The organism is Methylobacterium sp. UNCCL125, assembly GCF_900116795.1.
Lineage (GTDB): Bacteria > Pseudomonadota > Alphaproteobacteria > Rhizobiales > Beijerinckiaceae > Methylobacterium > Methylobacterium fujisawaense.
This window is the reverse complement of the sequence record NZ_FPBW01000011.1, coordinates 83,082-106,187: the sequence shown is the minus strand read 5'-3', so window position 1 is coordinate 106,187 and position 23,106 is coordinate 83,082. Positions and strand designations below refer to the sequence as shown.

Annotated in this window: 25 protein-coding genes; 8 read left to right on the top strand and 17 right to left on the bottom strand. The window is 70.6% G+C overall.

Annotated elements, in window-relative coordinates; translation table 11 throughout:
• Nucleotides 1-10: 10 nt before the first annotated feature.
• Both BM396_RS13100 and BM396_RS13095 read right to left on the bottom strand, forming a co-directional pair.
• Nucleotides 11-772 (bottom strand): ComF family protein, encoded by a 762-nt coding sequence (locus BM396_RS13100; protein WP_043380667.1) that lies wholly within the window; start codon nucleotides 770-772, stop codon nucleotides 11-13.
• A 30-nt stretch (nucleotides 773-802) separates the two neighbouring features.
• Complete coding sequence (locus BM396_RS13095) at nucleotides 803-1,048, bottom strand: hypothetical protein (RefSeq protein WP_043355746.1); 246 nt, start codon at nucleotides 1,046-1,048, stop codon at nucleotides 803-805.
• A 158-nt stretch (nucleotides 1,049-1,206) separates the two neighbouring features.
• Between BM396_RS13095 and BM396_RS13090 the strand changes: the two genes are divergently transcribed.
• Together BM396_RS13090 and BM396_RS13085 are read left to right on the top strand one after the other, a co-directional pair.
• On the top strand, nucleotides 1,207-2,097 hold the full coding sequence (locus BM396_RS13090; protein WP_043380670.1) for a methyltransferase domain-containing protein: 891 nt from the start codon (nucleotides 1,207-1,209) through the stop codon (nucleotides 2,095-2,097).
• The gene (locus BM396_RS13085) at nucleotides 2,094-2,456 is read left to right on the top strand and encodes a DUF427 domain-containing protein (protein WP_043380672.1); all 363 of its coding nucleotides are present in this window, start codon (nucleotides 2,094-2,096) and stop codon (nucleotides 2,454-2,456) included. The genes BM396_RS13090 and BM396_RS13085 overlap by 4 nt, the downstream gene beginning before the upstream one ends.
• A 27-nt stretch (nucleotides 2,457-2,483) precedes the next feature.
• Here BM396_RS13085 and BM396_RS13080 read toward each other — a convergent pair whose 3' ends face one another.
• Both BM396_RS13080 and BM396_RS13075 read right to left on the bottom strand, forming a co-directional pair.
• The gene (locus BM396_RS13080) at nucleotides 2,484-3,998 is read right to left on the bottom strand and encodes a DUF6880 family protein (RefSeq protein WP_043380828.1); all 1,515 of its coding nucleotides are present in this window, start codon (nucleotides 3,996-3,998) and stop codon (nucleotides 2,484-2,486) included.
• A 52-nt stretch (nucleotides 3,999-4,050) separates the two neighbouring features.
• Nucleotides 4,051-4,290, bottom strand: a complete 240-nt coding sequence (locus tag BM396_RS13075; RefSeq protein ID WP_020092122.1) for a hypothetical protein — start codon at nucleotides 4,288-4,290, stop codon at nucleotides 4,051-4,053.
• A gap of 140 nt (nucleotides 4,291-4,430) precedes the next feature.
• Between BM396_RS13075 and BM396_RS13070 the strand changes: the two genes are divergently transcribed.
• A complete protein-coding gene (locus BM396_RS13070; protein WP_043380675.1) occupies nucleotides 4,431-4,682 on the top strand; it encodes a hypothetical protein in 252 nt (83 codons plus the stop codon).
• 3 nt (nucleotides 4,683-4,685) lie between these two features.
• On the opposite strand, the gene fabI is transcribed toward BM396_RS13070, so the two are convergent.
• From fabI to fabA, 3 genes are all read right to left on the bottom strand, one after another.
• On the bottom strand, nucleotides 4,686-5,516 hold the full coding sequence (gene fabI / locus BM396_RS13065) for an enoyl-ACP reductase FabI (protein WP_043380677.1): 831 nt from the start codon (nucleotides 5,514-5,516) through the stop codon (nucleotides 4,686-4,688).
• Between the two features lie 366 nt (nucleotides 5,517-5,882).
• A complete protein-coding gene (gene fabB / locus BM396_RS13060; protein ID WP_043380680.1) occupies nucleotides 5,883-7,109 on the bottom strand; it encodes a beta-ketoacyl-ACP synthase I in 1,227 nt (408 codons plus the stop codon).
• Between the two features lie 140 nt (nucleotides 7,110-7,249).
• Complete coding sequence (gene fabA / locus BM396_RS13055) at nucleotides 7,250-7,786, bottom strand: 3-hydroxyacyl-[acyl-carrier-protein] dehydratase FabA (protein WP_043380682.1); 537 nt, start codon at nucleotides 7,784-7,786, stop codon at nucleotides 7,250-7,252.
• A gap of 215 nt (nucleotides 7,787-8,001) precedes the next feature.
• On the opposite strand from fabA, the gene irr reads away from it, so the two are divergent.
• Entirely contained in the window at nucleotides 8,002-8,517 is a 516-nt protein-coding gene (gene irr, locus BM396_RS13050) for a Fur family transcriptional regulator Irr (protein WP_012319639.1), read from the top strand.
• 218 nt (nucleotides 8,518-8,735) lie between these two features.
• On the opposite strand, the gene BM396_RS13045 is transcribed toward irr, so the two are convergent.
• Nucleotides 8,736-9,299, bottom strand: a complete 564-nt coding sequence (locus BM396_RS13045) for an SH3 domain-containing protein (RefSeq protein WP_043355011.1) — start codon at nucleotides 9,297-9,299, stop codon at nucleotides 8,736-8,738.
• Nucleotides 9,300-9,569: 270 nt separating this feature from the next.
• On the opposite strand from BM396_RS13045, the gene BM396_RS13040 reads away from it, so the two are divergent.
• Complete coding sequence (locus BM396_RS13040) at nucleotides 9,570-10,568, top strand: 2-hydroxyacid dehydrogenase (RefSeq protein ID WP_043380685.1); 999 nt, start codon at nucleotides 9,570-9,572, stop codon at nucleotides 10,566-10,568.
• 416 nt (nucleotides 10,569-10,984) lie between these two features.
• Here the strand turns inward: BM396_RS13040 and BM396_RS13035 are convergent, their stop codons facing one another.
• Both BM396_RS13035 and BM396_RS13030 read right to left on the bottom strand, forming a co-directional pair.
• Nucleotides 10,985-11,611, bottom strand: a complete 627-nt coding sequence (locus BM396_RS13035) for a Crp/Fnr family transcriptional regulator (RefSeq protein WP_043380688.1) — start codon at nucleotides 11,609-11,611, stop codon at nucleotides 10,985-10,987.
• An 87-nt stretch (nucleotides 11,612-11,698) separates the two neighbouring features.
• Nucleotides 11,699-13,048, bottom strand: a complete 1,350-nt coding sequence (locus BM396_RS13030) for a flavin monoamine oxidase family protein (protein ID WP_051975974.1) — start codon at nucleotides 13,046-13,048, stop codon at nucleotides 11,699-11,701.
• Between the two features lie 216 nt (nucleotides 13,049-13,264).
• Here BM396_RS13030 and BM396_RS13025 point away from each other — a divergent pair, with 216 nt between their 5' ends.
• Entirely contained in the window at nucleotides 13,265-13,966 is a 702-nt protein-coding gene (locus BM396_RS13025) for a sulfate transporter family protein (protein ID WP_043380691.1), read from the top strand.
• Between the two features lie 107 nt (nucleotides 13,967-14,073).
• The gene (locus BM396_RS13020; protein WP_043380695.1) at nucleotides 14,074-15,348 is read left to right on the top strand and encodes an efflux RND transporter periplasmic adaptor subunit; all 1,275 of its coding nucleotides are present in this window, start codon (nucleotides 14,074-14,076) and stop codon (nucleotides 15,346-15,348) included.
• A gap of 428 nt (nucleotides 15,349-15,776) precedes the next feature.
• On the opposite strand, the gene BM396_RS13015 is transcribed toward BM396_RS13020, so the two are convergent.
• From BM396_RS13015 to BM396_RS12985, 7 genes are all read right to left on the bottom strand, one after another.
• The gene (locus tag BM396_RS13015) at nucleotides 15,777-17,159 is read right to left on the bottom strand and encodes a class II 3-deoxy-7-phosphoheptulonate synthase (protein WP_043380697.1); all 1,383 of its coding nucleotides are present in this window, start codon (nucleotides 17,157-17,159) and stop codon (nucleotides 15,777-15,779) included.
• 115 nt (nucleotides 17,160-17,274) lie between these two features.
• On the bottom strand, nucleotides 17,275-17,592 hold the full coding sequence (locus BM396_RS13010; protein ID WP_043380700.1) for an RNA polymerase sigma factor region1.1 domain-containing protein: 318 nt from the start codon (nucleotides 17,590-17,592) through the stop codon (nucleotides 17,275-17,277).
• A gap of 55 nt (nucleotides 17,593-17,647) precedes the next feature.
• Complete coding sequence (gene gor / locus BM396_RS13005; RefSeq protein ID WP_043380702.1) at nucleotides 17,648-19,030, bottom strand: glutathione-disulfide reductase; 1,383 nt, start codon at nucleotides 19,028-19,030, stop codon at nucleotides 17,648-17,650.
• Complete coding sequence (locus BM396_RS13000; protein WP_081948587.1) at nucleotides 19,027-20,247, bottom strand: O-antigen ligase family protein; 1,221 nt, start codon at nucleotides 20,245-20,247, stop codon at nucleotides 19,027-19,029. The genes gor and BM396_RS13000 overlap by 4 nt, the downstream gene beginning before the upstream one ends.
• 42 nt (nucleotides 20,248-20,289) lie before the next feature.
• The gene (locus tag BM396_RS12995) at nucleotides 20,290-20,880 is read right to left on the bottom strand and encodes a DUF2059 domain-containing protein (protein ID WP_043380704.1); all 591 of its coding nucleotides are present in this window, start codon (nucleotides 20,878-20,880) and stop codon (nucleotides 20,290-20,292) included.
• Between the two features lie 44 nt (nucleotides 20,881-20,924).
• Nucleotides 20,925-21,638: a ribose-5-phosphate isomerase RpiA gene (rpiA, locus tag BM396_RS12990; protein ID WP_043380706.1), complete on the bottom strand. Its 714-nt coding sequence runs from the start codon at nucleotides 21,636-21,638 to the stop codon at nucleotides 20,925-20,927.
• A 130-nt stretch (nucleotides 21,639-21,768) separates the two neighbouring features.
• A complete protein-coding gene (locus BM396_RS12985; protein ID WP_043380709.1) occupies nucleotides 21,769-22,233 on the bottom strand; it encodes a hypothetical protein in 465 nt (154 codons plus the stop codon).
• 173 nt (nucleotides 22,234-22,406) lie between these two features.
• On the opposite strand from BM396_RS12985, the gene BM396_RS12980 reads away from it, so the two are divergent.
• On the top strand, nucleotides 22,407-23,105 hold the full coding sequence (locus BM396_RS12980) for a phosphoglycolate phosphatase (RefSeq protein WP_043345943.1): 699 nt from the start codon (nucleotides 22,407-22,409) through the stop codon (nucleotides 23,103-23,105).
• Nucleotide 23,106 lies beyond the last annotated feature (1 nt).

Sequence of the window (23,106 nt, the reverse complement as noted above, 5' to 3'; positions counted from 1 at the left end):
GCCCGCGCGCTCACCCGGCGGCGTCGCCGACGAGCGCGAAGGTCAGGAGATCGACCGACCGTGCCCCGCCGCGCAGCAATGCCCGAGCGGCGGCGTTGCCCGTCGCGCCGGTGGTCATGACGTCGTCAACGAGGAGGATCCGGCGCCCGCGGATCCGGTGCTGTTCGGCGGTTGCCACGCGGAAGGCGCCGCTCAGGTTCTCGGCGCGGGCCGCACGGCTCAAACCCACCTGGGACCGCGTCGCGCGGACGCGCACGAGCGCCGTGGCGACGAAGGGAAGCCCGGCCGATCGGGTAATCACCCGCGCCAGAAGGGCGGATTGGTTGAACCGCCGGCGCCACAGGCGTCCGCGGTGGAGCGGTACCGGGACCACGCAATCGGCGTCGGCGATCAGGGTTCGGCCGCTCGCGGCCATCATCCGGGCCATGACGCGGGCCAGATCGAGGCGGTCCTCGTATTTCAGGCGATGGACGAGGCGGCGCGCCACCGCATCGTACAGGGCTACAGACCGGGCACGCTCGAAGACCGGCGGCTCGGCGATCGCCCGGGGTGAGAGCAACGGGCCGACCCCGAGATCGACCGCGAACGGCGTCCCGTAGCGTTGGCAGACCGGCTCCTCGATCAGCCGCAGGCTCGACCAGCAGGCCGGGCACAGGGCGCCGGGATCCGCGGTGGCGCCGCCGCAGCCCGCGCAGGTGGGCGGATAGATCAGCGAAACGACCCCGCGCGGCAGTCCGCGCAGGGTCCTTGCGACGGCCTCGAGAGCCGTCATGCGGCGGACGCGCCGCCCGAATCCGCGCTTCTACTGAGCCGAGACCGGGCGCGCCTGCGGCGCCATCTGCTGCTGCTGCATCTGGCGGTCGCGGGCGTTGGCGCGGTGACGGCCGATGGCGCAGCCGGCCGCAGCGCCGACGAGGCCGTGATGGCCGGCATAGTGCCCCGCGATGCCGCCGACGATGGCGCCCTTGATGCAGCCCTTGGCTTCGGCGCCGCCGGCGGCCGCGAGGGTGGTGAGGGCCACGGCGGCCCCGACGAGCATACGCTTCATGATCAATGCTCCATGACGAATCTCGGCCGTTTGAGCCGGTTGCAGCAGGAACAGCGACGCTGCCGAGTCGTTCCGACATTCTAGCGCGGCTCACGGATCCGTGCGCGCGGCCGTGCGAGAGGTGGCGCGGGACGGCTTCAGATGCCATCTCCCCCGCGATGGATGCTCCCTCCGCCCTGTTCGACACGGCCCTCGCCCGCCGCCGCCTCGCCCGAGCCCAGGGCCGCGGCTACGCGGGCTTCCTCGTCGATCGGCTCGCCGAGGATCTCGATGACCGCCTGGGGGCGGTCCTGCGCCGCTTCACTTCGGTGCTCGACCTCGCGACGCCCGTCCCGGTGGCGGCCCGGATGCTCGCGGCCCGGTATCCGGAGGCGCGGCATCTCCGTCTCGCGGCCCGGCCCGAGACGGGCGGCGGCCTGATCGTCGGCGACCCGGAGGCGCTGCCGCTGGCGGCCGGAAGCCTCGACCTCGCCGTCTCGCTGCTGAGCCTTCACGCCGTGAACGACCTCCCGGGCACGCTGATCCAGCTGCGCCGCGCCCTGCGGCCGGACGGGTTGTTCCTCGGCTGCCTGCTCGGCGGCGCCACCCTGACCGAGCTGCGCCAGAGCTTCGCCCAGGCCGAGAGCGAGGTCGAGGGTGGGATCAGCCCGCGCGTGGCGCCCTTCGCGGCGGTACGTGAGGCCGGCGGGTTGCTCCAGCGGGCCGGTTTCGCCCTGCCGGTGGCGGATACCGACACGCTGACGGTCCGCTACGCCGATCCGTTCGGCCTGATGCGCGATCTGCGCGCCATGGGCATGACCAACGTGCTCACCGAGCGGCGGCGGACGCCGCTACGGCGGGCGACGCTCCTGCGGACGGCCGAGATCTATGCCGAGCGGTTCGCGGATCCGGATGGGCGCGTGCGGGCCACCTTCGAGGTGCTGTGGCTTTCGGGCTGGGTCCCGCACGAGACCCAGCAGAAGCCGCTTCGGCCCGGGACCGCGAAGACGCGCCTCGCCGACGCGCTCGGAACCGTCGAGTTGAAGCCCGAGGGAGGGAGCACGCCATGAAGGTGCCTGGACCAGACCACCCGATCACCATCGAGCCCGAGCCCCGCCGCGTCCGCGTCGTCGTGGCGGGTGTCGCGGTCGCCGAGAGCCGGAACGCCCTCCGGCTGCAGGAGGCCCAGTATCCGCCGGTCTTCTACGTGCCGCGGAGCGACATCCGGGCCGATCGCTTCGTCGCCTCGTCGCGCACCACACACTGCCCGTACAAGGGCGACGCCCACTATTTCGACCTCGTTGTCGACGGTACCCGGCGTCCCGACGCGGTCTGGAGCTACGGGGACCCGTACCCGGCCGTCGCGGCGATCCGGGACCACGTGGCGTTCTATCCGGACCGGGTCGACGCCATCACGCTGGAGGACTGAGCCGGTCACCCGCCCGGTTTACCCGATTCAATCCCGGACGAGGCTCCAGAACCCGTGCTTGCGGCCGTGCGCCTGCCGCAGCGCCGCGCGGTAGGCCTTCGGATCCGGCTCGGCATCGCCGGCCGCAAGGCGCCCCGCCAGGGCGTCGAGTTCCGCGAGGTAGCGCGCCCCATGCGGGTAGGCGGCGCTGCGGCCGCCCTCGAGGATGGAGTCGAGGAGCCGGCGATACAGGATCGTGGCCGCCCGGGGGTGTGCCAGGGCGAGCGCCTCGGCCGCCGGCGCCAGCACCGCGTACTGGTCGCCCTGCCAGATCCCGGGCCTCGCGACCACCAATGCGGCGGCGCGGCGAAGATCCGGCCAAGCCGTCAGGAAGGTCAGAGCCCGGTGCGGCTGCGGGAAGGCCTCGGCATGGTCGAGGGCGCGTTGGAGCGCCTCCTCGTCCTCGAAATCCGGAAGCTTGGCGAGGAAGGTCCGCAGCATCGGCGCGTCGAGTTCCCGCTCGAATCGCGTCCATCGGAGGAGCTGTGCCTCGTCGGACCGGCCGAGGGCATCGAGGATCTCGATCTCCAGCGCCTGCCGTTCGCGCTCCGGCCCGCGCGTATCGAATCCCGCGATCAGATCTGCCCGCGTCGCGATGCGCAATCCCGGATCCTGCATGCGCCGGATCCAGTCCAGCGCCTCTTCCGCCCGTCCGGCGGCGAGGAGGCGCCGGGCAATCTCGACGCGGTTCTCCCGCCCCGGCAGCACCGTGCGCTCCAGGGCGATGAAGGCGTCCGGATCGCCGCGCCGGTCGGCTATGGCCTGCCGGAGGCGCAGGATCTGGATCCGGGCGGCCTGCCGATGATGCGTCGCCTCGCGGCGCGGATCGCCGCCCGTCGGCATCGCGGCGTCGGCCGCGGCGAGCCTGTCGTCGATCTCGGCAAGGGCCGACTCGAGCAGCGTCGGGATCATGTCCCCGAGGACGAGTCCCAGTGGACCGAACGGATCCGCCGCGAAGGGCTCGACGAGGCGTGCCGCCAACCCGGCGGCCTCCGCCGGAGGCAGGTTGCCCGCGATCTCCACGAAGGCCGTCGATGCGCGATCGAACACGCCCTGCACCGCGCCGGTGCTGTCGTCGACACGGTTCAGGACCGCGTCGGCACCGTTGAGGAAGCGCCTCAGGCGATCGAGGGCGGCGCCCGCATCGAGGGGGCGCAGCTCGTCGAGGATCACCGTCACGGTGGCGTTGAGATCGGCCGCGAAGGTCCGTCGCTTCTGCCAGTCGATATAGCCCTGGGCCCCCTCCAGGGCCGTCAGCCGCCGGTCGACGATGGCCGCCACGGCGTCCGGCCCCTGGAGGGAAGCCAAAGCGGCGCTCACCAGCTTCTTGAAGGCGGGATTGCGCGCGGTCTCGCCGAGGATCAGCCCGATCAACCGGTCCGGGCCGAGCGCCGCCAGCGTTTCCGGCGACGGTGTCGTGCGGCGCACGCCCTTCGGGAGGGCGGGCGCCTTCCGGCGTCCCTGCGGCGGCGGTTCCGGTGTCACCCGCCGCGCGCGCGCCACGATGGCCTCCATCGATGGTTCGGGTTCCACACGGCCGTCCCGTCCGCGCCGGCTACTCCACGACGCGGGCGCGGGGCCGATCGCTGCCCTGGGCGGTCTCGTCGTGCCAGCCGCCGGCCTGATCCTGGTAGCGGATGCCCTCGGTCGAGCCGGGGACCTGCTGCTCTGCTGCCGCGGCCTGGGCCGCTTGCAGCGCCTCTTCGCGACTCGGGAAGGTCTCGGAAAAGACGTCGCCGACCTTGTAGGCGAACCCGCCGTCGTGCTCGACGATGCGATAGGTAACCTCAGACATCACGCCTCCTGTTCACGCCCGGCATTGTTGAGCGCGAACCCGCCGGATGTGCTGGGGGTTCCAGGCGTGGTGCGTGGCGGCCTCCGATCCGCCGGAAAGTGCCGCTATCGGCAGCGGATCCCGATATCCAGACGATCCCGATGCAGCTTCGCCCGCTTCTCGCCCTCGCCCTTCTCCTGGTCGCTCGGCCCGCCAGCGCCGAGGAGGGGTTCCTCGACAAGCTCTTCGGCGGTTCCGGGCGCGGGACGCCGCCCAATCCGTTCGCCTCGAACTACCCGTCCGCGCCGCCCTCCGCGGAAGAAATCCGCGCCGTGCGGGCGCGGCGGGACGTGCGCGACGAACGCGGCGTCCGGCGCGGCCCACTGCCTCCGGGCCGCATCCCGGAGGAGTGAGGCTCAGGCGTCGCCGACGACTCCGGCCGCATCCTGGGCCTGAAGCACGTCCGGGCGCGGCATCGAGATGATGTTGTAGCCGGCATCCACGAAATGGACCTCGCCGGTGACACCGCCCGAGAGCGGCGACAGCAGGTAGAGGGCTGAGCCGCCGACATCCTCCAGGCTGACCGTGCGCCGCAGCGGCGCATGGGCCCGCTGGTGATTGAACATCAGCCGCGCGTCGGCGATCCCGGCGCCCGCCAGCGTCCGCATCGGGCCGGCGGAGAGCGCGTTGACGCGGATCCCGTCCGGACCGAGATCGCTCGCGAGGTAGCGGACGGACGCCTCCAGCGCCGCCTTGGCCACGCCCATCACGTTGTAGTTCGGCATGACCCGGGTCGCCCCGCCGTAAGTCAGGGTCAGCAGGGACCCGCCCTGCGTCATCCGCTTGGCCGCGCGCTGCGCGATCTCAGTGAACGAGAAGCACGAGATCGTCATCGTCCGCACGAAATTCTCGCGGGTTGTCACGTCGACGTAGCGGCCCTTGAGCTGCGCCTTGTCGGAGAAGCCGATGGCGTGGACCACGAAGTCGATGCCGCCATCGAATCGCGCATCGAGGGCCTCGAAGGTCGCATCCACGGAGGCGAGGTCCTCGACGTCGCAGGGGAGGACGAGATCCGAATCGAGTTTGGCGGCGAGCGGCGCCACGCGGCGTCCCAAAGCCTCGCCCTGGTAGGTGAAAGCCAGGCGCGCGCCCTGGGCGTGCAGCGCCTTGGCGATACCCCAGGCGATCGAGTGATCGTTCGCGACGCCCATGATCAGGCCGCGCTTGCCTGCCATCAATCCCGTCATGCCGACTCACATCCTGACCAAGCACGCCGCCCCTACCAGGCGGGGACGGTCCGCGATCCGCGCAAGCGAACCGCCAAAGGGTGCCTTAGCGCGGCTCGCCGTGCGTTCCAAACCGGTCGGCGGTCGGACGGCAGGCAAAAAAAAGCCCCGCCTGTTGGCGGGGCGTTCCTGGCAGGGCGGCCGAACTCAGAAATGGCCGTCCGTATGCGACTGCGCCTCGTCGATGAGGGCCTGCTTCGCGTAGATCGCGGCGCAACCGGCGATGACCAGTCCGCTCAGCGTTCCGAAGATGAAAGTCCCCATTGCCACCACCAGATCTCAACATCCAGTAAACGCCGACCTCAAGCCGGCGGTTCCCTTCAGTAATCAGGCGTCGACGTGCTTCAGGACCAGGGTCGCGTTGGTGCCGCCGAAGCCGAAGGAATTCGTCAGCACGTGCCCGAGCTGCGCGTCGTCCCGACGCGCCCGCAGGATCGGCATGTCGGCGAAGGCGGGATCGAGTTCGTCGATATGCGCGCTCTCGCAGATGAAGCCGTTGTTCATCATGAGCAGGCTGTAGATCGCCTCCTGCACGCCGGTGGCGCCGAGCGAGTGACCGGTGAGCGACTTCGTGGCGGCGATCGGCGGGCATGCGTCGCCCCGGCCGAAGACCTCGCGGATCGCCTCGATCTCCTTGTCGTCGCCGACCGGCGTCGAGGTGGCGTGCGGGTTGATGTAGTCGATCCGCGCGCCCTTCAGGCCTTCCATGGCCTGTCGCATGCAGCGGACGGCCCCTTCGCCCGACGGCGCCACCATGTCGTGCCCGTCCGACGTAGCGCCGTAGCCGGCCACCTCGCCGTAGATCCGGGCGCCCCGCGCCTTGGCGTGCTCCAGCTCCTCGAGGACCAGAACGCCCGCGCCGCCGGCGATGACGAAGCCGTCGCGGTTGGCATCGTAGGCGCGGGAGGCCCGGGACGGCGTGTCATTGTACTTGGACGACATGGCGCCCATGGCGTCGAAGAGCACCGAGAGGGTCCAGTCGAGGTCTTCGCACCCACCCGCGAAGATGATGTCCTGCCGCCCGCCCTGGATGATCTCTGCGGCGTTGCCGATGCAGTGATTCGACGTCGCGCAGGCGGAGGAGATCGAGTAATTCACGCCGCGGATCTTGAACCACGTCGCCAGGGTCGCCGAGGCGGTGGACGACATCGCCTTCGGCACCGCGAACGGGCCGATGCGCTTCGGGCCCTTCTCCCGGGCGATGGCGGCGGCCTCGACGATCACCCGAGTCGACGGACCGCCCGAACCCATGATGATGCCGGTGCGCTCGTTCGATATGTCGCCCTGTTCCAGACCCGCGTCCCGGATCGCCTGATCCATGGCGACGTGGTTCCAGGCGGTGCCGCCGCCGTGGAAGCGCATGGCGCGCCGGTCCACCACGCCTTCGGGGTCGAGGGTCGGCGCCCCCGAGACTTGGCTTCGGAAGCCGTGCTCGGCGTAGCTGGCGTCGCGCGCGATGCCCGAGCGGGCTTCGCGCAGGGAGGCGAGCACCTCCTGCGTGTTGTTGCCGATGGACGAGACGATGCCCATCCCGGTGATGACGACACGGCGCATGATGGTGACACTACCTCCGTCGCGGCCTCGGTCGCCCGGGCCACGTACCGGTCAGCTAAGGTGACGCGGACACAATCTCAACCACCGAGATCGTCCGGCGTTGCGGCCGAGCCGCGAACCGGACGCCCGGCCGACGCGATTCAGCTCTGGAACAGGCCGACCCGCATGTCCTGAACCTGATAGACGCGCTCGCCGTCTGCTTCGAGCCAGCCGTCGCCGATGCCGAGGACGAGCTTGCCCTGACGGACGCGCTTCACGTCGACATTGTAGACCACCTTCTTCATCGTCGGCAGGACCTGGCCGGCGAGCTTCACCTCGCCGACGCCGAGGGCGCGGCCACGACCCGGCGAGCCGAGCCAGCCGAGATGGAAGCCCAGCATCTGCCAGAGCGCATCGAGCCCGAGGCAGCCCGGCATCACCGGATCGCCCTGAAAGTGGCAGGGGAAGAACCAGAGGTCCGGCCGAATGTCGAGTTCGGCGGTCACGTGGCCCTTCCCATGGGCGCCACCGTCGGCCGCGATGGACGTGATGCGGTCGAACATCAGCATCGGCGGAAGCGGCAATTGCGCGTTCCCGGATCCGAAGAGTTCGCCGCGCCCGCAGGCCAGAAGATCCTCGTAAGAATAGTGCGACCGGCGGTTCGCGTCCTGCGCTTGTGTCTCGGCGTCTGGCGGCATTGGGTTGGCTGTTTCCTCGGATGTGCGCGATCTTCGCGTCGCGGGCGACTATACTCGGCCCGTCGGCTGGCGCGCGGGTTAGCACGGGGCGTCGCGCCTTCAAAGCCTGCGGCCGCAGGCATGCGGCAACGCTCGGGTTGCGACAGCCTGACCACTTCAATATACTCGGGCGACATCCGTTCCTTCAGGCCCCTCGTCGAGCGTTCAGTCCAGCGATGTCCGAACCGGTGCCATTCCAGGCCGTCTTCAACGGCCGGGTCCCCGCCCCCCAGTTGGAGGCCAACGGGACTCCGCGGCGCGGGTGCCCGCTGTCCGACCTCCGCGACCGCCTGCGTCGGGCTGGCCTGCGGCCGACGCGGCAGCGTCTCTCCCTCGGCTGGCTTCTGTTCGGCCGCGGCGACCGCCATCTCACGGCCGAGATGCTCTACGACGAAGCGATGCGCGCCAAGGTGCCGGTGTCGCTGGCGACGGTGTACAATACCCTCCATCAGTTCACCGAGGCGGGGCTGCTGCGCCAGCTCGCGCTCGACGGGTCGAAGGCCTATTTCGACACGAACCCGACCGAGCACCACCACTTCTACCTGGAAGACGAGAGCCAGGTCATCGACATGCCGGATTGCGGCATCACGGTCGATTCGCTGCCCGAGGCCCCCGAGGGGATGGAGATCGCCGGGGTCGAGGTGATCGTACGCCTGCGCCGCAGCCGGCCGGCGGGCCGCCGTCAGGGCTGACGCCGCGGCACGGCTCGAGGAACCATCAGGATCGTCGCAAAGGCCCGGATTCGTCCGGGCCTTTGCGTTTGCGCTCGGTCGCGCGACACCGGAGCGCCGGCCATTCCGGTCGGGGTGCGGCCTTCGATGCGGAAATCGGATACCGTCTGCTGCGCGGTCCCGGGATGGGAGCGTCCTTCCCGGCCGGCATCGCCCGACGGCGATGATCGCGCCGGACGCTACTCCACGACCTCGTTCGGATAGACGCCCCACAGGCGATTCTGGCGGATATAGCCATCCACGTCCCGCTTGTTCGGCAGGGCGACGATCAGGCGGCACCACGTGCCGGTGCAGCTCTTGACGCTGCCGATCACACCGGTCTGAAGCTTGGCCTCGTCCTCGGCGCCGTCGTCGGCCTTCGCGCGCAGCGATACGGCAGCCTTCTCGACGCCTTTGTCGGGGCCGGCATTCACGATGGCGGTCCGGCGGCCGGACAGCAGGGAGTGCAGCACCCAGCCTTCGGTCCCCTCCGAATCGCGGATCCGGCGCCAGGTCTCGAACTCGCCGATGATCTCGACCGGCAGGCCGGCCCGCTGGAAGACCCAAAGGGTGCGGTGATCCTTGGAGGGGCCCTCGCGGAGGTTGACGCGATCGGTCTTCAGGCTCGCGTAGCGCGGCAGCGGCAGCTTGGTCACCGGTCCGACCCCAGCCTCGGGGCCTGCGGGCGGCGCCGCCCGGGCACCGGTCGCGAGGCCGCCGGCCAGCATCGCCACGACGGCGAAGCTGAGGCGTGACACGCGCATGGTCGTCTCCCTATCCAGACGTGGCGTTGGTGGGCGCCGGACCTGTCGAAAGCAGGGCCGGTTCGACACGCGGACCGGGCCGCATCCGATTGTGTTCCGGCCCACCTCTGGTAGAGAGGCCGATGGGTCGGAACTGGCTCCGGAACCGGCGCCTCGTGACCGATCCTGTCTGGCCGAGTTCGGTTAACGGACGCTTGCGGGAAGTGGTCCGGGCGGAAGCCGCCGGGCGCGAGCCGCAATCAGGGCCGCGGGGCTGACGGGGAGAGAGACGTGTCGAAGCGCAAGCCGCTGGTGGTCGTGACGCGGCGCCTTCCGGATGCCGTCGAGACGCGGATGCGTGAGCTGTTCGACGTCCGGCTCAATGCCGACGACGCTCCGCTGGCGGCGGACGACCTGGCGGCCGCTTTGCGCGAGGCCGATGTCCTCGTCCCCACTGTCACGGACGAGATCGATTCCGGCCTGATTGCCCAGGCCGGACCGAACCTGCGGCTCATCGCCAATTTCGGCAACGGCGTCGATCACATCGACGTGGCGGCGGCGCTGGAGCGCGGCATCACGGTCACCAACACGCCCGGCGTGCTGACCGAGGACACCGCCGATATGACGATGGCGCTGATCCTTGCGGTGGCCCGCCGGGTGACCGAGGGGGCGCGGATCATCCCGGATGACGAATGGACCACGGGCTGGTCGCCGACCTGGATGCTCGGCCGGCGGATCACCGGCAAGCGGCTGGGGATCGTCGGCATGGGCCGGATCGGCCAGGCCCTGGCCAAGCGCGCCCGCGCCTTCGGCTTGCAGGTCCATTACCACAACCGCCGCCGGGTGCCCGCCGCCATCGAGAGCGCCCTCGACGCCACGTACTGGGAATCCCTCGACCAGATGCTGGCGCGCGTCGACATCGTGTCGGTGAATTGCCCGCACACGCCGGCCACCTACCATCTGCTCTCGGCGCGGCGCCTGAAGCTGCTCAAGCCCGAGGCCATCGTGGTCAACACCGCCCGCGGCGAGGTGATCGACGAGAACGCCCTGGCGCGCCTGATCGAGGGCGGCGAGGTTTCGGCGGCCGGCCTCGACGTGTTCGAGCAGGAGCCCGCAGTCAGCCCCCGGCTCGTCAAGCTCGCGCGCCAGGGGAAGGTCGTGCTCCTGCCGCATATGGGTTCGGCAACCTATGAGAGCCGCACCGACATGGGCGAGAAGGTCATCATCAACATCAAGACCTTCATGGACGGCCACAGGCCGCCGGACCGCATCCTGCCCAGCATGCTCTGAGCAGCGCTGCGCCTTCGAAGGGCCTCAGGCCGCCAGCGGCTTTCTGGCGGCCTCGACGCTTTGGAACAGGCGCTCCGAGGTCGGCGCGAGGAAAGCGAACCCGCATTACGGGCTCTGATCGGAGAGGTCCTTCAGATCGGAATGGGTGACGCACAGCGCCCTGCCCGGCTCGGCGCAGACCGCGAGGCGGTCCGCGCGTGCCCCGGCGACGGAAGGTCCAATTCGCCCACGACACCGCCCACGCCCGCCGCGAAACCGACTTCCGGCACCCGGAAGACGCCGCTCTCGATGCGGCAGATGGCCGGCCGTGTTTCCCTGGGGCAAGGCGCGGAGCCGGCGAACGGGATGGTTCGATCGCGCGGCGTGGACGGCCGGTCCGGAAGCGCAGAGGGGCCTCACGGGCGGTCTTGCCGCGATCAGAGGGCGTCGCCGGTCACCGCCTGGGGCTTGGCCATGCCCTGAACGCCCTGGAACAGGCGTTCGCTTGTCAGCTTCAGGAAGTAGAACCCGAATTCAGGGTTCTGGTAGTAGAGTTGCTTCACGTCCGAATAGGACACGCACAGCGCGTGACCCGCCTCGACGCAGACCAACGACGCGGTTCGGGCATTGCCGGGTGACAGCAGACCCAGCTCGCCGACGATCCCGCCCTTGCGCACCTCGAGGCCGACTTCCGGGATCCGGAACACGCCGCTCTCGATGTAGTACATCTCGTCGGCGAGATCCCCCTTGCGGAACACCACCTCGCCGACACCGAACGGGCGCCGCGAGCCGAAGGGCCGCAGCCATTCGAGGGACAGGTCGCCGTCGGCGGCCGTCTCCACGTCGCGGACGAGGCGCATCATCTGCCAGAGCCGATAGGCGTTGAAGGGCATCTGGATCAGCTCGGTGAGCACCACCGGCATGCTGCCGATCAGGATGCCGTAGGTGATCACGGCACAGCTTGCGCAGAGCGAGATGATCCGCAACGGAATCATCGTGCTCATGGCCGTCGCCGAAATGGTCAGCGCCGTCCCGAGATAGCCGATGCCCTCGACCCAATCCATGGCCGCCCCCTGAAGCGTGTCAGCCGGGGGATGCCTGTCTTGCCCCGCTCCGGCAAGCTTTTCGGGGCTTTCCGCGCAGCGGGGATCTCAGCCTGTGCCTGCACGGATACGCGTCCCGGCCCCGTCCGTGACGACCGCGGCCACGGCCTCGGCGGCCCGAACGCCCTCCTCGTAGGCGCCGCCGACGGTGCCCCACTGTTCCCGGGACAGCGCCTCGCCGGCGAACCAGACCGTATCGGCCACCGCGCCGCGCAGGGCCTGTCGCGCCGGCGCATGGCCCGGCGGGACTACCGCCCACGATCCGCGCGACCATCGGTCGTGGCGCCACGCGCTCACCGCCGGGATCGTGAGGTCGCGCAGCCGTGCGCCGCCGAAATGCTCGGCCAGGACCGCGCGGACATGGCGGCGCACGCCGTCTGCGCCGGAGCCAGCGGCGTCGATTGCCGCTGCCTCGTGCAGGTCGAGTTCGTAATAGTGGAACGGCGTTCCGTCGATGCGGGTCAGAAGCCCCGGCGGCGCGTGACGCCCGCCATGGATCGCCGCGAGCCGGTCGCGGCCGCGGAACGGGCTCGACGGCCAGTGCAGCACCGCGTGCTCGTAGATACCGGTGGTGAACCCGTCGATGGCGACGCGGGCCGCATTCGGCAGCGGCGGCGAGAAGACCGGCCCCTCACGCAACACCATCATCGGTACGGTCACGATCACGGCGCGCGCGGCGTGCTCGGCTCCGGCCGCGGTGGTCGCGCGGACCCGGCCGCCCGACCAGTCGATCCGCGTCACCGCTGTCGCGAGCGCCACTGGCAACCCGTCCGCCAAGCGGGCGAGGTAGCTGCCGTAGCCGTCGGCGAGGAAGTAGTTGTCGCCGTATTCGAGGCTGGGGAAGTCCTGAAGCGAGACCTCGTTCAGCGGCCGGCCCGACACGAGGCCATGGACCTGCGCCACCCGCGCCCCCCAGGGCCCGAGCCCCGGCGGCAGCGCGCTGCCTGCCGGCCGGTCGGGACCGTGCTGCGCGGCGCCGCGGGTCATGGCCCGGTCGGCCCGGTCGAAGGCACGCCCGTTGGCCCGGATCTCGGCGGCGCGGCCGGGCCGACGCCCGACCCAGACGTGGCTCTCCTGCGGCGCACGGCGCAGCCGCTCGCCGCGCGTCCGACCGAGCGTCACCAGGGGGTTGATCGGCCCGGCATGCAGCCAATGGGCTCCGAGATCGAGGGCATGGCCGCGCAGGGCGACCGTCAGGGCTCGGCCACCGACGCGGTCCCGTGCCTCCAGCACGGCCACCGAAACACCCCGTGCGGCAAGAGTCCGGGCCGCGCCGATCCCCGCGGCACCCGCACCGATCACCAGCACGTCTGCCACTGCGGGAAGCGGCGCGAGGCGCGGCCTGTAGGCGGGGCGGAACGCCGGGTCGATCCATCGGGACTCCGCAGCCTGTGGCATCGCGACCTGTCCGGTGGTGCCCTGTCCGGTGGTGCCCTGTCCGGTGGTGCCCTGTCCGGTCGTGTCCTGTCCGGTCGTGTCCTGTCCGGTGGTATCCTGCACGCGTTCTCCCCGCACCCTCTCGCCCCTGCGACGGCTCCCGGCCTTGCACCGGTCGCCACACCGCTCCACAACGCGCCTGCGCCGCTTTCGGCGCGGGCCGGAACACTTCGCCCGATGCTCGTCGAGTCCGCCGCGGCGGCGTTGCGCCAGACCTTCTCGCCACCGCTGCGGGCGATCCTGTGGAAATCCCTCGGCCTGACGGTCGGGCTCCTGCTCCTGGTCTGGCTCGGCCTGACCCGGCTCATCCAGGCGTTCCAGGCGAGCCACCACATCTCCACCCAGTACCCGATCCTCGACAACCTCGCCTACTATCTGGCGGGGGTCGGTCTCGTCGTGGTCCTCGCCTACCTGATGCCGGCGGTCTCGATCCTGGTGGCGGGCTTCTTCCTCGACGATGCCGCCGAGATCGTCGAGCGCACCGATTTCCCGAATGACCCGCCCGGACGCCCCATGCCGTTCGGAACCGCCATGCTCTATGCGGTGCGCTTCGCCGGCCTGACGCTTCTGGTCAATCTCGCGGCGCTGGTGATCTTCTTCGTGCCGGTGATCGGAATCGCGGCCTTCTTCGCGGCCAATGCCTATCTGCTCTCCCGCGAGTATTTCGAGATGGCGGCGGCCCGGTTCCGGCCCCTTGCGGAGGCCGCCGAGATGCGCCGCGCTTTCTCGGTCCGGACACTCGGTGCCGGTTGTCTGCTGGCGGCCCTGATGGTCGTTCCGATCCTCAACTTGCTGACGCCGCTCTTCGGAATCGCGCTGATGGTCCACCTCCACAAGCGCCTCGGCCGACGCCCGCTGGTGACCGGACCCCCGCGTTAGGCCCACGCATCTGCGAGGATGCGGCCCGTGACCGCTCTGGCCGGCCCGGCCGTCGCCCGCTAGCTTCAGAGTGACCCAACCGGACGTTCGGGGCGGAGAGCCGATCGATGAAGGCGCACGACGCGGGTGCGGACGTTCCACCGCCGCCCGGCAAGGTCCCGTTCTTTCTCGTAGGGCTTGCCGCAATGGGTCTCCTGGCCTGGGGCGCCTACGGCCATTGGCAGCGCGACGCCGAGGCGACCGCGACGCTGGAGCGGATCAAGACCCTCGTGCCCCAGGTGCGGACCGTCACGGCCGTGCGGGCGGAGGGTCCCGTCGATCTCGTGCTTCCCGGCGAGATGCAGGCCTTCACCACGGCGGCGATCGCCGCCCGCGCCACCGGCTACATCGCCGAACGCCGGGTCGATATCGGATCGCGCGTGAAGGCGGGCGAGCTGCTCCTCCGCATCGCCGCACCGGATCTCGATCAGCAACGCGCGCAGGCCGAGGCGCAGGTCGGCCAGTTGAGGGCGCAGTTGCTCCAGGCGCAGGCGCAGGTCGAGCAGGCGCGCGCCAACGTCAACCTCGCCAACCTCACCAATAACCGCACCTCCACGCTCGCGGTGCAAGGTTGGGCGTCGCGGCAGAACGCCGACAACACCCAGGCCGGTGTGCTCAGTCAGGCCGCGGCGCTCGCCGCCGCAGAGGCCGGCGTGAAGGTCGCCACAGCCAACATCAAGGTGCAGGAGGCCGTCGTCGACCGCCTGAAGGCGCTCACTGCGTTCGAGCGCGTCGTAGCCCCGTTCGATGGCGTCGTAACGGTGCGCAATGTCGATGTCGGGGATCTTGTCCGGGCCGATAACGGCGGGACGCCGCTCCTGAGCATGGATCAGGACAGCACCCTGCGTATCACCGTCAACGTCCCGCAGAACGACGCCATCGGCGTCAAGCCCGGTGTCCAGGCATTGATCACCGTCCCGCAGATGCCGGGCCGCCGCTTCGATGGTTTCGTGGAGCGCAGCTCCGTTGCGCTGAACGCGGCGTCGCGTACGTTGACCACCCAGGTGGACGTGCCCAATCCCGACCGGACCCTGCGCGCCGGGCTCTATGCCTACGTCACCCTCAAGATCCCCCGGACCGAGCCCGGCGTAACGATCCCCGCCGAGGCGACGGTGTTCAACAGCAACGGCCTGCAGGTCGCGACCCTGGGCGACGATGACCGGGTGACATGGCGGACGATCCGCGTGCGGCGCGATCTTGGGCGCACGCTGGAGCTGGATTCCGGTCTCTCCGCGGACAGCCGCATCATCTACAGCCCGGCTCCGGACTTGCGCGACGGCCAGTCGGTCGAACCCGTGAAACCGCCGCAGTCGATGGAGCCGCTCCGATCGGCGCAACGCTGATCGGCCGGGAACAGCCCCCTGCAATCCGCGTCGGGCTCACCATCGGCCTCACCCTCGCGCCGAGCGACGGGACGAGCTGTGAGAAGCGCATCAAGAACGCCGAGGTCACCCGCAATCGCGGAAAAGGCCGAGGCGTGCGGCGCGTTGCGGTTCTGCGGGCCTGCGATGGATGAGCGCCCCCAGGTTCGCAGGATCCTGGAGCGCGATGTGCCCGATGTGCTCGCCGGGGAGATCTTCGAGGCCTGTGATCGGCCGGTCTACAGCCTCGGGGCGGATCGCATCTGCGCGTTCACGTCGGCACGCCTCGTCACCGCTTTGCACACGGCACTGCGGCGGACCGGATTGCCAGGATGGCGGCCGGAGCCGGACGCGCGCCGCCCCCGCGAGGAGGCCGCGCGCTCCATCGGTCTGTGGACGGAGGGACCGCCCTATTCGGCGGCGTCGAGGCGTGGGCGCTCCACGTGGCTGCGCTCGGCCTTGACCAGCTCGGCGGTCCGGAACGCCACCTCGAGGGCCTGCTCCGCGTTGAGGCGCGGGTCGCAGTAGGTGTGGTAGCGGTCCTGAAGGTCGTCGGCCGTCAGTGCCCGGGCGCCGCCCGTGCATTCGGTGACGTCCTTGCCGGTCATCTCCAGATGAATGCCGCCCGCGAACGTGCCCTCGGCCCGGTGAACGCCGAAGAAGCCTTCGATCTCCTGCATCACCCGCTCGAAGGGCCGGGTCTTGTAGCGGCCCGCCGGGATCGTGTTCCCGTGCATCGGATCGCAGATCCACACCACCGAGCGCCCTTCCCGCTCGACCGCCCGGATCAGCGCCGGCAGGTGGTCGCCGACCTTGTCGGCGCCGAAGCGGCAGATCAGGCTGAGGCGCCCCGGCTCATTCTCCGGGTTGAGCAGGTCGATCAGCCGGATCAGGCCTTCGGCCTTCATGGACGGGCCGCACTTGAGGCCGATCGGGTTCTTGATGCCGCGGGCGTATTCCACGTGGGCGTGGTCGGGCTGCCGGGTCCGATCGCCGATCCACAGCATGTGGCCGGAGGTTGCGTACCAGTCGCCCGTGGTCGAATCGACGCGGGTCAGCGCCTCCTCGTAGCCGAGCAGCAGCGCCTCGTGGCTGGTGTAGAAATCGGTGGTCCGCACCTCCGGATGCGTCTCCGGATTGATGCCGATCGCCCGCATGAAGTCGAGGGCGTCGGTCATGCGGCCGGCCACATCCTGGTAGCGCGAGGATTGCGGCGAATCCTTCACGAAGCCCAGCATCCAGCGATGCGCGTTCTCCAGGTTGGCGTAGCCGCCGGTGGCGAAGGCGCGCAGCAGGTTCAGGGTCGCGGCCGACTGACGGTAGGCCTCGAGCTGGCGGCGGGGATCCGGAACCCGCAACTCCTCGGTGAAGCCGATGCCGTTGATAATGTCGCCCCGGTAGCTCGGCAGGCTCACGCCCTCGAGGGTCTCGGTGGGCGATGAGCGCGGCTTGGCGAACTGGCCGGCGATGCGCCCGACCTTCACCACGGGCGATCCGCCCGCGAAGGTCAGCACCATCGCCATCTGCAGGAACACCCGGAAGAAATCCCGGATGTTGTCGGCGGAATGCTCGTCGAAGCTCTCGGCGCAGTCGCCGCCCTGCAGCAGAAAGGCTTGGCCCGCGGCGACGCGCCCCAGCGCCGCCTTCAGCTTGCGGGCCTCACCTGCAAAGACCAGCGGCGGAAAGCTCGCGATCTGCGACTCCACGGCACCCAGGGCGGCAGCGTCCGGATAGGCGGGCACCTGCTCGATCGGCAGATGTCTCCAGCTTTTCGGTGTCCAACGCTCGCCCATGGTCTCTCTCCGCGCACCTCTTCGTGCGATCGCGCCGTCGCGCGAAGCGCGGCTTATAGAGAGGTTCCTTCACACTTGCGAGTGCCGCGAAACCGGGGGCAGGCGCGCCTCGGCGTCAGGCCTCGCCGTCTTCCACCTCGATCCCGTGCTCGGCCAGGATCCAGAAGATCGCCTCCAGGTCTTCCGCCGACACGTCCCGCGGTGGCAGCGCCTCCTCCAGATCGTCGTAGGTCAGGTTGCGGCTGCGCTGCGCCTCAGCCTTGGCGAGCAGGCGGTCGATGGCCTGACGGATATCGGGCGGCAGGGCATCGTGGCTCGGCGGCCGATGGAAGGCCGGCCGCAGGGCGTCCGCCAGCAGGCCATCGATGATCGCCTGCCGCCGCGCATGCGCGTCGTCCTCGCGTCGTCCCTTGCCTGTGCTCGGCTTGCCCATGCCACAGATATGGCTCGGTCGCGCACCGCGTCGAGGCCCCGCCCGCACGGAGGTTTCAGCCGACGCCGACCGGATGCTTGGTGACCTCCGGAACCCGCATGGTCACGAGTTCCTCGGCGGCTGTCGGATGGACCGCGATGGTCCGGTCGAAATCGGCCTTCGTGGCACCCATGGTCACGGCGATACCGACCGCCTGGATCACCTCCCCGGCATCGTGGCCGAAGATGTGGACGCCCACCACCCGGTCGCTGGCGCAATCGACCAGCACCTTCATGAGGATGCGTTCCTCGCGTCCGGACAGGGTCGCCTTCATCGGGCGGAAGCGCGCCTTGTAGACGTCGATCTTGCCGTAGATCTCCCGGGCGGCCGCCTCGTTGTGGCCGACGACACCGATCTCGGGGGTCGAGAACACCGCGGTGGGGATCAGGCGGTGATCGACGCAGGAGGGCCTGCCGCCATAGACCGTGTCGGCGAAGGCGTGGCCCTCGCGGATCGCCACCGGCGTCAAGTTGGCGCGGTTGGTCACGTCGCCCACCGCATAGATCGACGGGACCTTGGTCTGCGAATAGGCGTCCACCGGGATCGCTCCGACCCCGTCGGTCTCGATCCCGACGCGATCGAGGCCGAGCCCGTCCACGTTGGGCCGCCGGCCGGTGGCGATGAGCACCTGATCGACCCGGATCTCGCTGCCGTCGTCGAGCTCCGCGCAGAGGCCGCCGTCCTGCCGTGCGATGCGCCGCAGCGTGCGCCCGAGCCGCAGGTCCATCCGTTGGCCGTAGGCCTCGGCGAGGGCGTCGCGGATCTCGTCGTCGAAGCCGCGCAGCAGTCTTTCGCCCCGGTGCAGCAGCGTCGTGCGGCTTCCGAGCGCCGCGAAGATGCCGGCGAATTCCACCGCGATGTAGCCGCCGCCGATTACCAGGATGCGCTCCGGGAGGCTCTCCAGCTCAAACACCTCGTTCGAGGTGATCGCCAGATCGATCCCGGGCACCGCCGGCTCTTTCACCGGATGCGCGCCCACCGCCACGAGGATGCGTTCCGCCCGGACCGTGCGGCCGGACTTCAGCAGGCGGACCGTGTGGGGATCCTCGATCACCGCCCGCTCGGGCACGATCTCGACGCCGGCGCGGATCAGGTTGGCGTCGTAGATGCCTTCGAGCCGGGTCACCTCCGCGTCGCGCCGGCTCTTGAGGGTGCCCCAGTCGAAGCGGGGCTGTCCCACCGTCCAGCCGAAGCCCGCGGCATCCGCGAACTCGTCGGCGAAGCGGCCGGCGTAGACCATCAGCTTCTTCGGGACGCAGCCGCGGATCACGCAGGTGCCGCCGACGCGGTACTCCTCGGCCAGCATCACCCGCGCGCCGTATCCGGCCGCGATCCGCGCCGCGCGGACACCACCGGACCCGCCGCCGATGACGAAGAGGTCGACGTCGAACGCGCTCATGCCGGACCGTCCCGCTCGGATCTCTCGTTCGCGTCGGCAGGAGACGCCGCACGCATCCAGGTGATGGCAGCGCCGAGCCCCGCCGTCCACCATGCCGCCCAGCCGTTGTGCTCGACGAAGGCGATCGCCGCCGCGCAGGCGACGAGACCGAGGGCCGCGGCGCGGTCCGGCTGCGTCAGCCGCGCGATCCGGGCCAGCATCAGCATCAGCGTCAGGGCGGCGAAGAGGGCGCCGGGCAGGCCCAGCTCGGCCCAGATCTGCAAAAAGCTGTTGTGCGGATGCCCGACCCCGAGCAGGACCCGCATCTCGGGGGGCACCGTCTCCGCGACGGGCGTCTCGGCGAAGCGCGCGCTGGTGCCGAAGCCCGCGCCGCGCCAGGGATCGGCCGCCACGGCGGCGCCGAAGCTGCGCGCGATCGCGACTCGTGCCCGGGAGGAGGACTGGACGAGCCGCTCGTGCGCCGCCTCCGGCATGGCGCGGGCGAGAAGGTCGCCCTCGACCGGGGCGAGCGCCACGGCGAGGCCGAGACCGAGGCCGGCGAGGCCGAGACCTACCCGCAGGGGCAGCATCTGGCCCAGGGCGGCCATCGCGGCGCCCGCCAGCAGGCCGAGCTGGGCAGCGCCGCTGATCGAGCGGAGGACGCCGAGCGCCGCGAAGCCCAGCACCGCCGCCGCCAAGCCCCGGGCGCTGCCTTTCCAGAGCACCAAGGCCAGCGGACCGGCCACGAGATCGAGGGTCAAGGCCGGCCGGTTGTGAACGAAGGCGGCGACCCGGCGCCCGAGCGCACGCTCCAGGGCAAGATCGGAGGCGAGGTCGATCGCGATCAGGAGGCCTGCGAGCCCGACCGCGATTGCGCCGAGGCGCGGCGCGAAGGCCGGTATGCGGCCGGGCGCCAGACAGGTGAGCAGGTAGGCGGCCAGCAGCGTCGGCAGGAACTCCCCGAGAACCCGGAGCGACGCGGCCGGGAACGGGCTCCAGGCGAGCGAGATCAGGGCCCAGGCCAGGAAGGCGAGCGCTGCGCCGGCGAGCGGCGTCCGGAGCGGTCCCAGCAGATGGCGGCGCAGGGCGGCCGCGTCCTCCGCCCAGCGCCCGGCCAGGAAGGCGAGCGCCGCCAGCCCGCAGATGAGCGGGCTCGACCGGTTGGCGAGCACCATGGCGAGCGGCATGACGGCGAGGAGCACGCCGCCCGCCGCGTAGAGGCGGCCGGCCGCGCTCATGGGCGACCTCTCACGGTGATCGACCCGCGGGGGCGGCCACCCTCACTGCATCTGATGCCCGCGCTTGCCCATCTCGGCGCGGACGCGGACCATGACGTATTCCGAGACGTCCTGCGTCCAGTCCTGCATCTCCTGCACCATCTCGTCGAGAAGCTGCGGCTGCGCCTCGACATAGTGCTTCCCGGCGGGCGAGCGGAAGAAGGTCGCGATCTCCTTCAGCTCGGCTTCGGAGAATTTCGACGCGTAGGTCCGCGCCGCGATGTCGATCATGCGCTGCTTCTGCAATTCCATCTCCGGCTGCAGCGAGGCCAGGACTTCCTCGAGATCCTTGGAAAGCTCGGGCCTGGTGACCGTCTGCTTGCGGATCTGATCGGCGAAGGCGGGCAGCACCGAGTCGAACGAACGGGCGATGCCGGAGCTGAGCATCACCTCGCGGGCGAGTGCCAGATGGCTCGGCGAAAAGGTGGAGGCCGCCGGCGTATTGGCGGCCGGGGTGCCGCCCGCCGGGGCATTCGGCTGCGCCGTCGGCTTGGTCGGCGCGGGTTTTTGAGGCTGGGCTGCAGCTGGATGCGGAAGCGCCAGGAGCGCGAGGCCGAGCGCGAGGCCGGGCGCGGCGATGAGGCGTCGGGACATGCTGGACTTTCTTGCGAGGATGACCTGCGATTGAGGACGGCGCCTCAGGCGAGGCGGCCGAGAACGGTGACCTCGGCCTGCCCGTCCCGCGCCGCCGCCAGGATCGCGGCGTCGGCGATGCCGAGGAACAGGCCATGCTCGACCACGCCCGGCACGGCCCACAGCGCGGCGCCGAGAGCCTCGGGATCGGGAATCGCACCGAGATGCGCGTCGAGGATGTAATGGCCGCCGTCGGTGACCAGGGGCTTGCCATCGGGCCGGCCGCGCAGCCGGACCGCACCGGAGCAGCCGGCCGCCGCGACCGCCGCCTCGACGGCCCGGTGCGTGGCCTTGAGGCCGAAGGGATTGACCTCGATCGGAAGCGGGAAGGCGCCCAGCCGCGCCACGTGCTTGGCCGCGTCGGCGATCACCACCATGCGGCGGCTCGCGCAGGCGACGATCTTCTCCCGCAGCAGGGCCGCGCCGCCGCCCTTGATCAGGCGCAGCTGGTCGTCGACCTCGTCGGCGCCGTCGATGGTCAGGTCGAGTTCCGGCTGCTCGTCGAGGGTCGCGAGGCGGATGCCGAGGCTCTCCGCCTGGGCCCGGGTCGCCTCGGATGTCGGGACCCCGAGGATGTCGAGTCCGGCGCCGACCCGCTCGCCAAGGAGCGCCACGAAGGCCGCCGCCGTGGATCCCGTCCCGAGGCCGAGCCGCATGCCCGGCTCGATGAGGTCCAGGGCGCGGGCGGCCGCAGCCCGGCGCAGATCCGGCCCGCTCACCGGGACACCGCCCGATCGGCGAGGTTGGGCGAGGAATCGCGCGTCATGGGCAGCCGGTCTCTCCGTGAGATTCGGTCGGCCCGTAGCACGGGACCGGGCCGACCGGAACGCCCGCGCCGGCAAGGCGGCGTCACGGCCGCCCACCCTGTGTCGGCGTGGCGCTGGCCCCGGCCCGACCGGGCGCAGGTCCGGTCAGCGGCGCATCGGACGCGCTCTCGACCCCGGGCTTGCCCTGCTGGGTGCAGACGACCTGCTCCTTCTTAACCAGCACGAAGCAGATGCTCATCTCGCCGGTCCGGTAATTCACCCGGAAGACCCCGGCTTCGCGGGTGTGGCGGCTCGCCACCAGCCCGTATTCCGACGGGGTCTGGGGCCCGGCGCCCTCGCCCGGCCCGAAGCAGACCGTCTGGCCGATTCCCCCCGCCGATTCCTGAAGCCCGTACTGGCAGGAGGTGACCTCTCCGGTCACCTTGTCGACCCGGTACATCCGGTTCAGGTCGGTCTGTGGCGCGGGCACGAACTCGAAGGAGGTCGCGGCCGCCGGCAGGGTTTGGAGCACGGCGCAGGCGGCCAGAAGGGGCAGAGACGGTTTCATCGCGGATCCCGGGGCTGGTACGCACTGCGTTTCGCCGCGCTTTCAGGCGAGTCTGGGGCGCTGGGTGAGACGATCGGTGCATCTGCCGCGTCCCCTCCGCCGGCTTGCCCCGCATCGCGGGCCCCGATAGCGACGCCGTTTCGAGATCCCGGCCAGCACGGAGCCCCGTAGGCATGCCCACCGAACCGACGACCCCGCCCCCGATCGCCGTGTTCGACTTGGATGGGACCCTCGCGGAGACCGCAGGCGACCTGATCGGCACGCTCAACGTCCTGATGGCGCGCGAGGGGTTGTCGGAGCTGCCCCTTTCCCAGGCGCGCGGGCTGATCGGTGCCGGCGCCCGGGCGCTGATCCGGCGCGGCTTCGAGGCCGAGGGTCGGCCGCTCTCGCCGGAAGACCACGACCGGCTGTTCGATGCCTTCATCGACCATTACGGGGACCACCTTGCCGACACGACCTACCTTTTCCCCGGCGTGGTCGAGGCCCTCGATTCTCTCGAGGCGGCAGGATTCACGCTGGCCGTCTGCACCAACAAGTTCGAGGGGCAATCGGTGGAGCTGCTGCGCCTCCTGGGCATCGGTCACCGCTTCGCGGCGATCTGCGGCCGCGACACCTTCCCGCAAGCCAAGCCCGATCCGCGCCACCTCACCGGCACGATCGCACGCGCCGGTGGCGATCCGGCGCGCGCCGTGATGGTCGGCGATTCCCGGACCGACATCGACACCGCCAAGGCCGCCGGCATCCCGGTGGTGGCGGTCACCTTCGGCTATACCGATCGCCCGGTTTCCGAACTCGGGCCCGATCGGGTGATCGAGCACTTCTCGCAGCTTGTCGAGGCGGTGGGCGCCCTCGTACCGGCCGCACTTGCCTGAT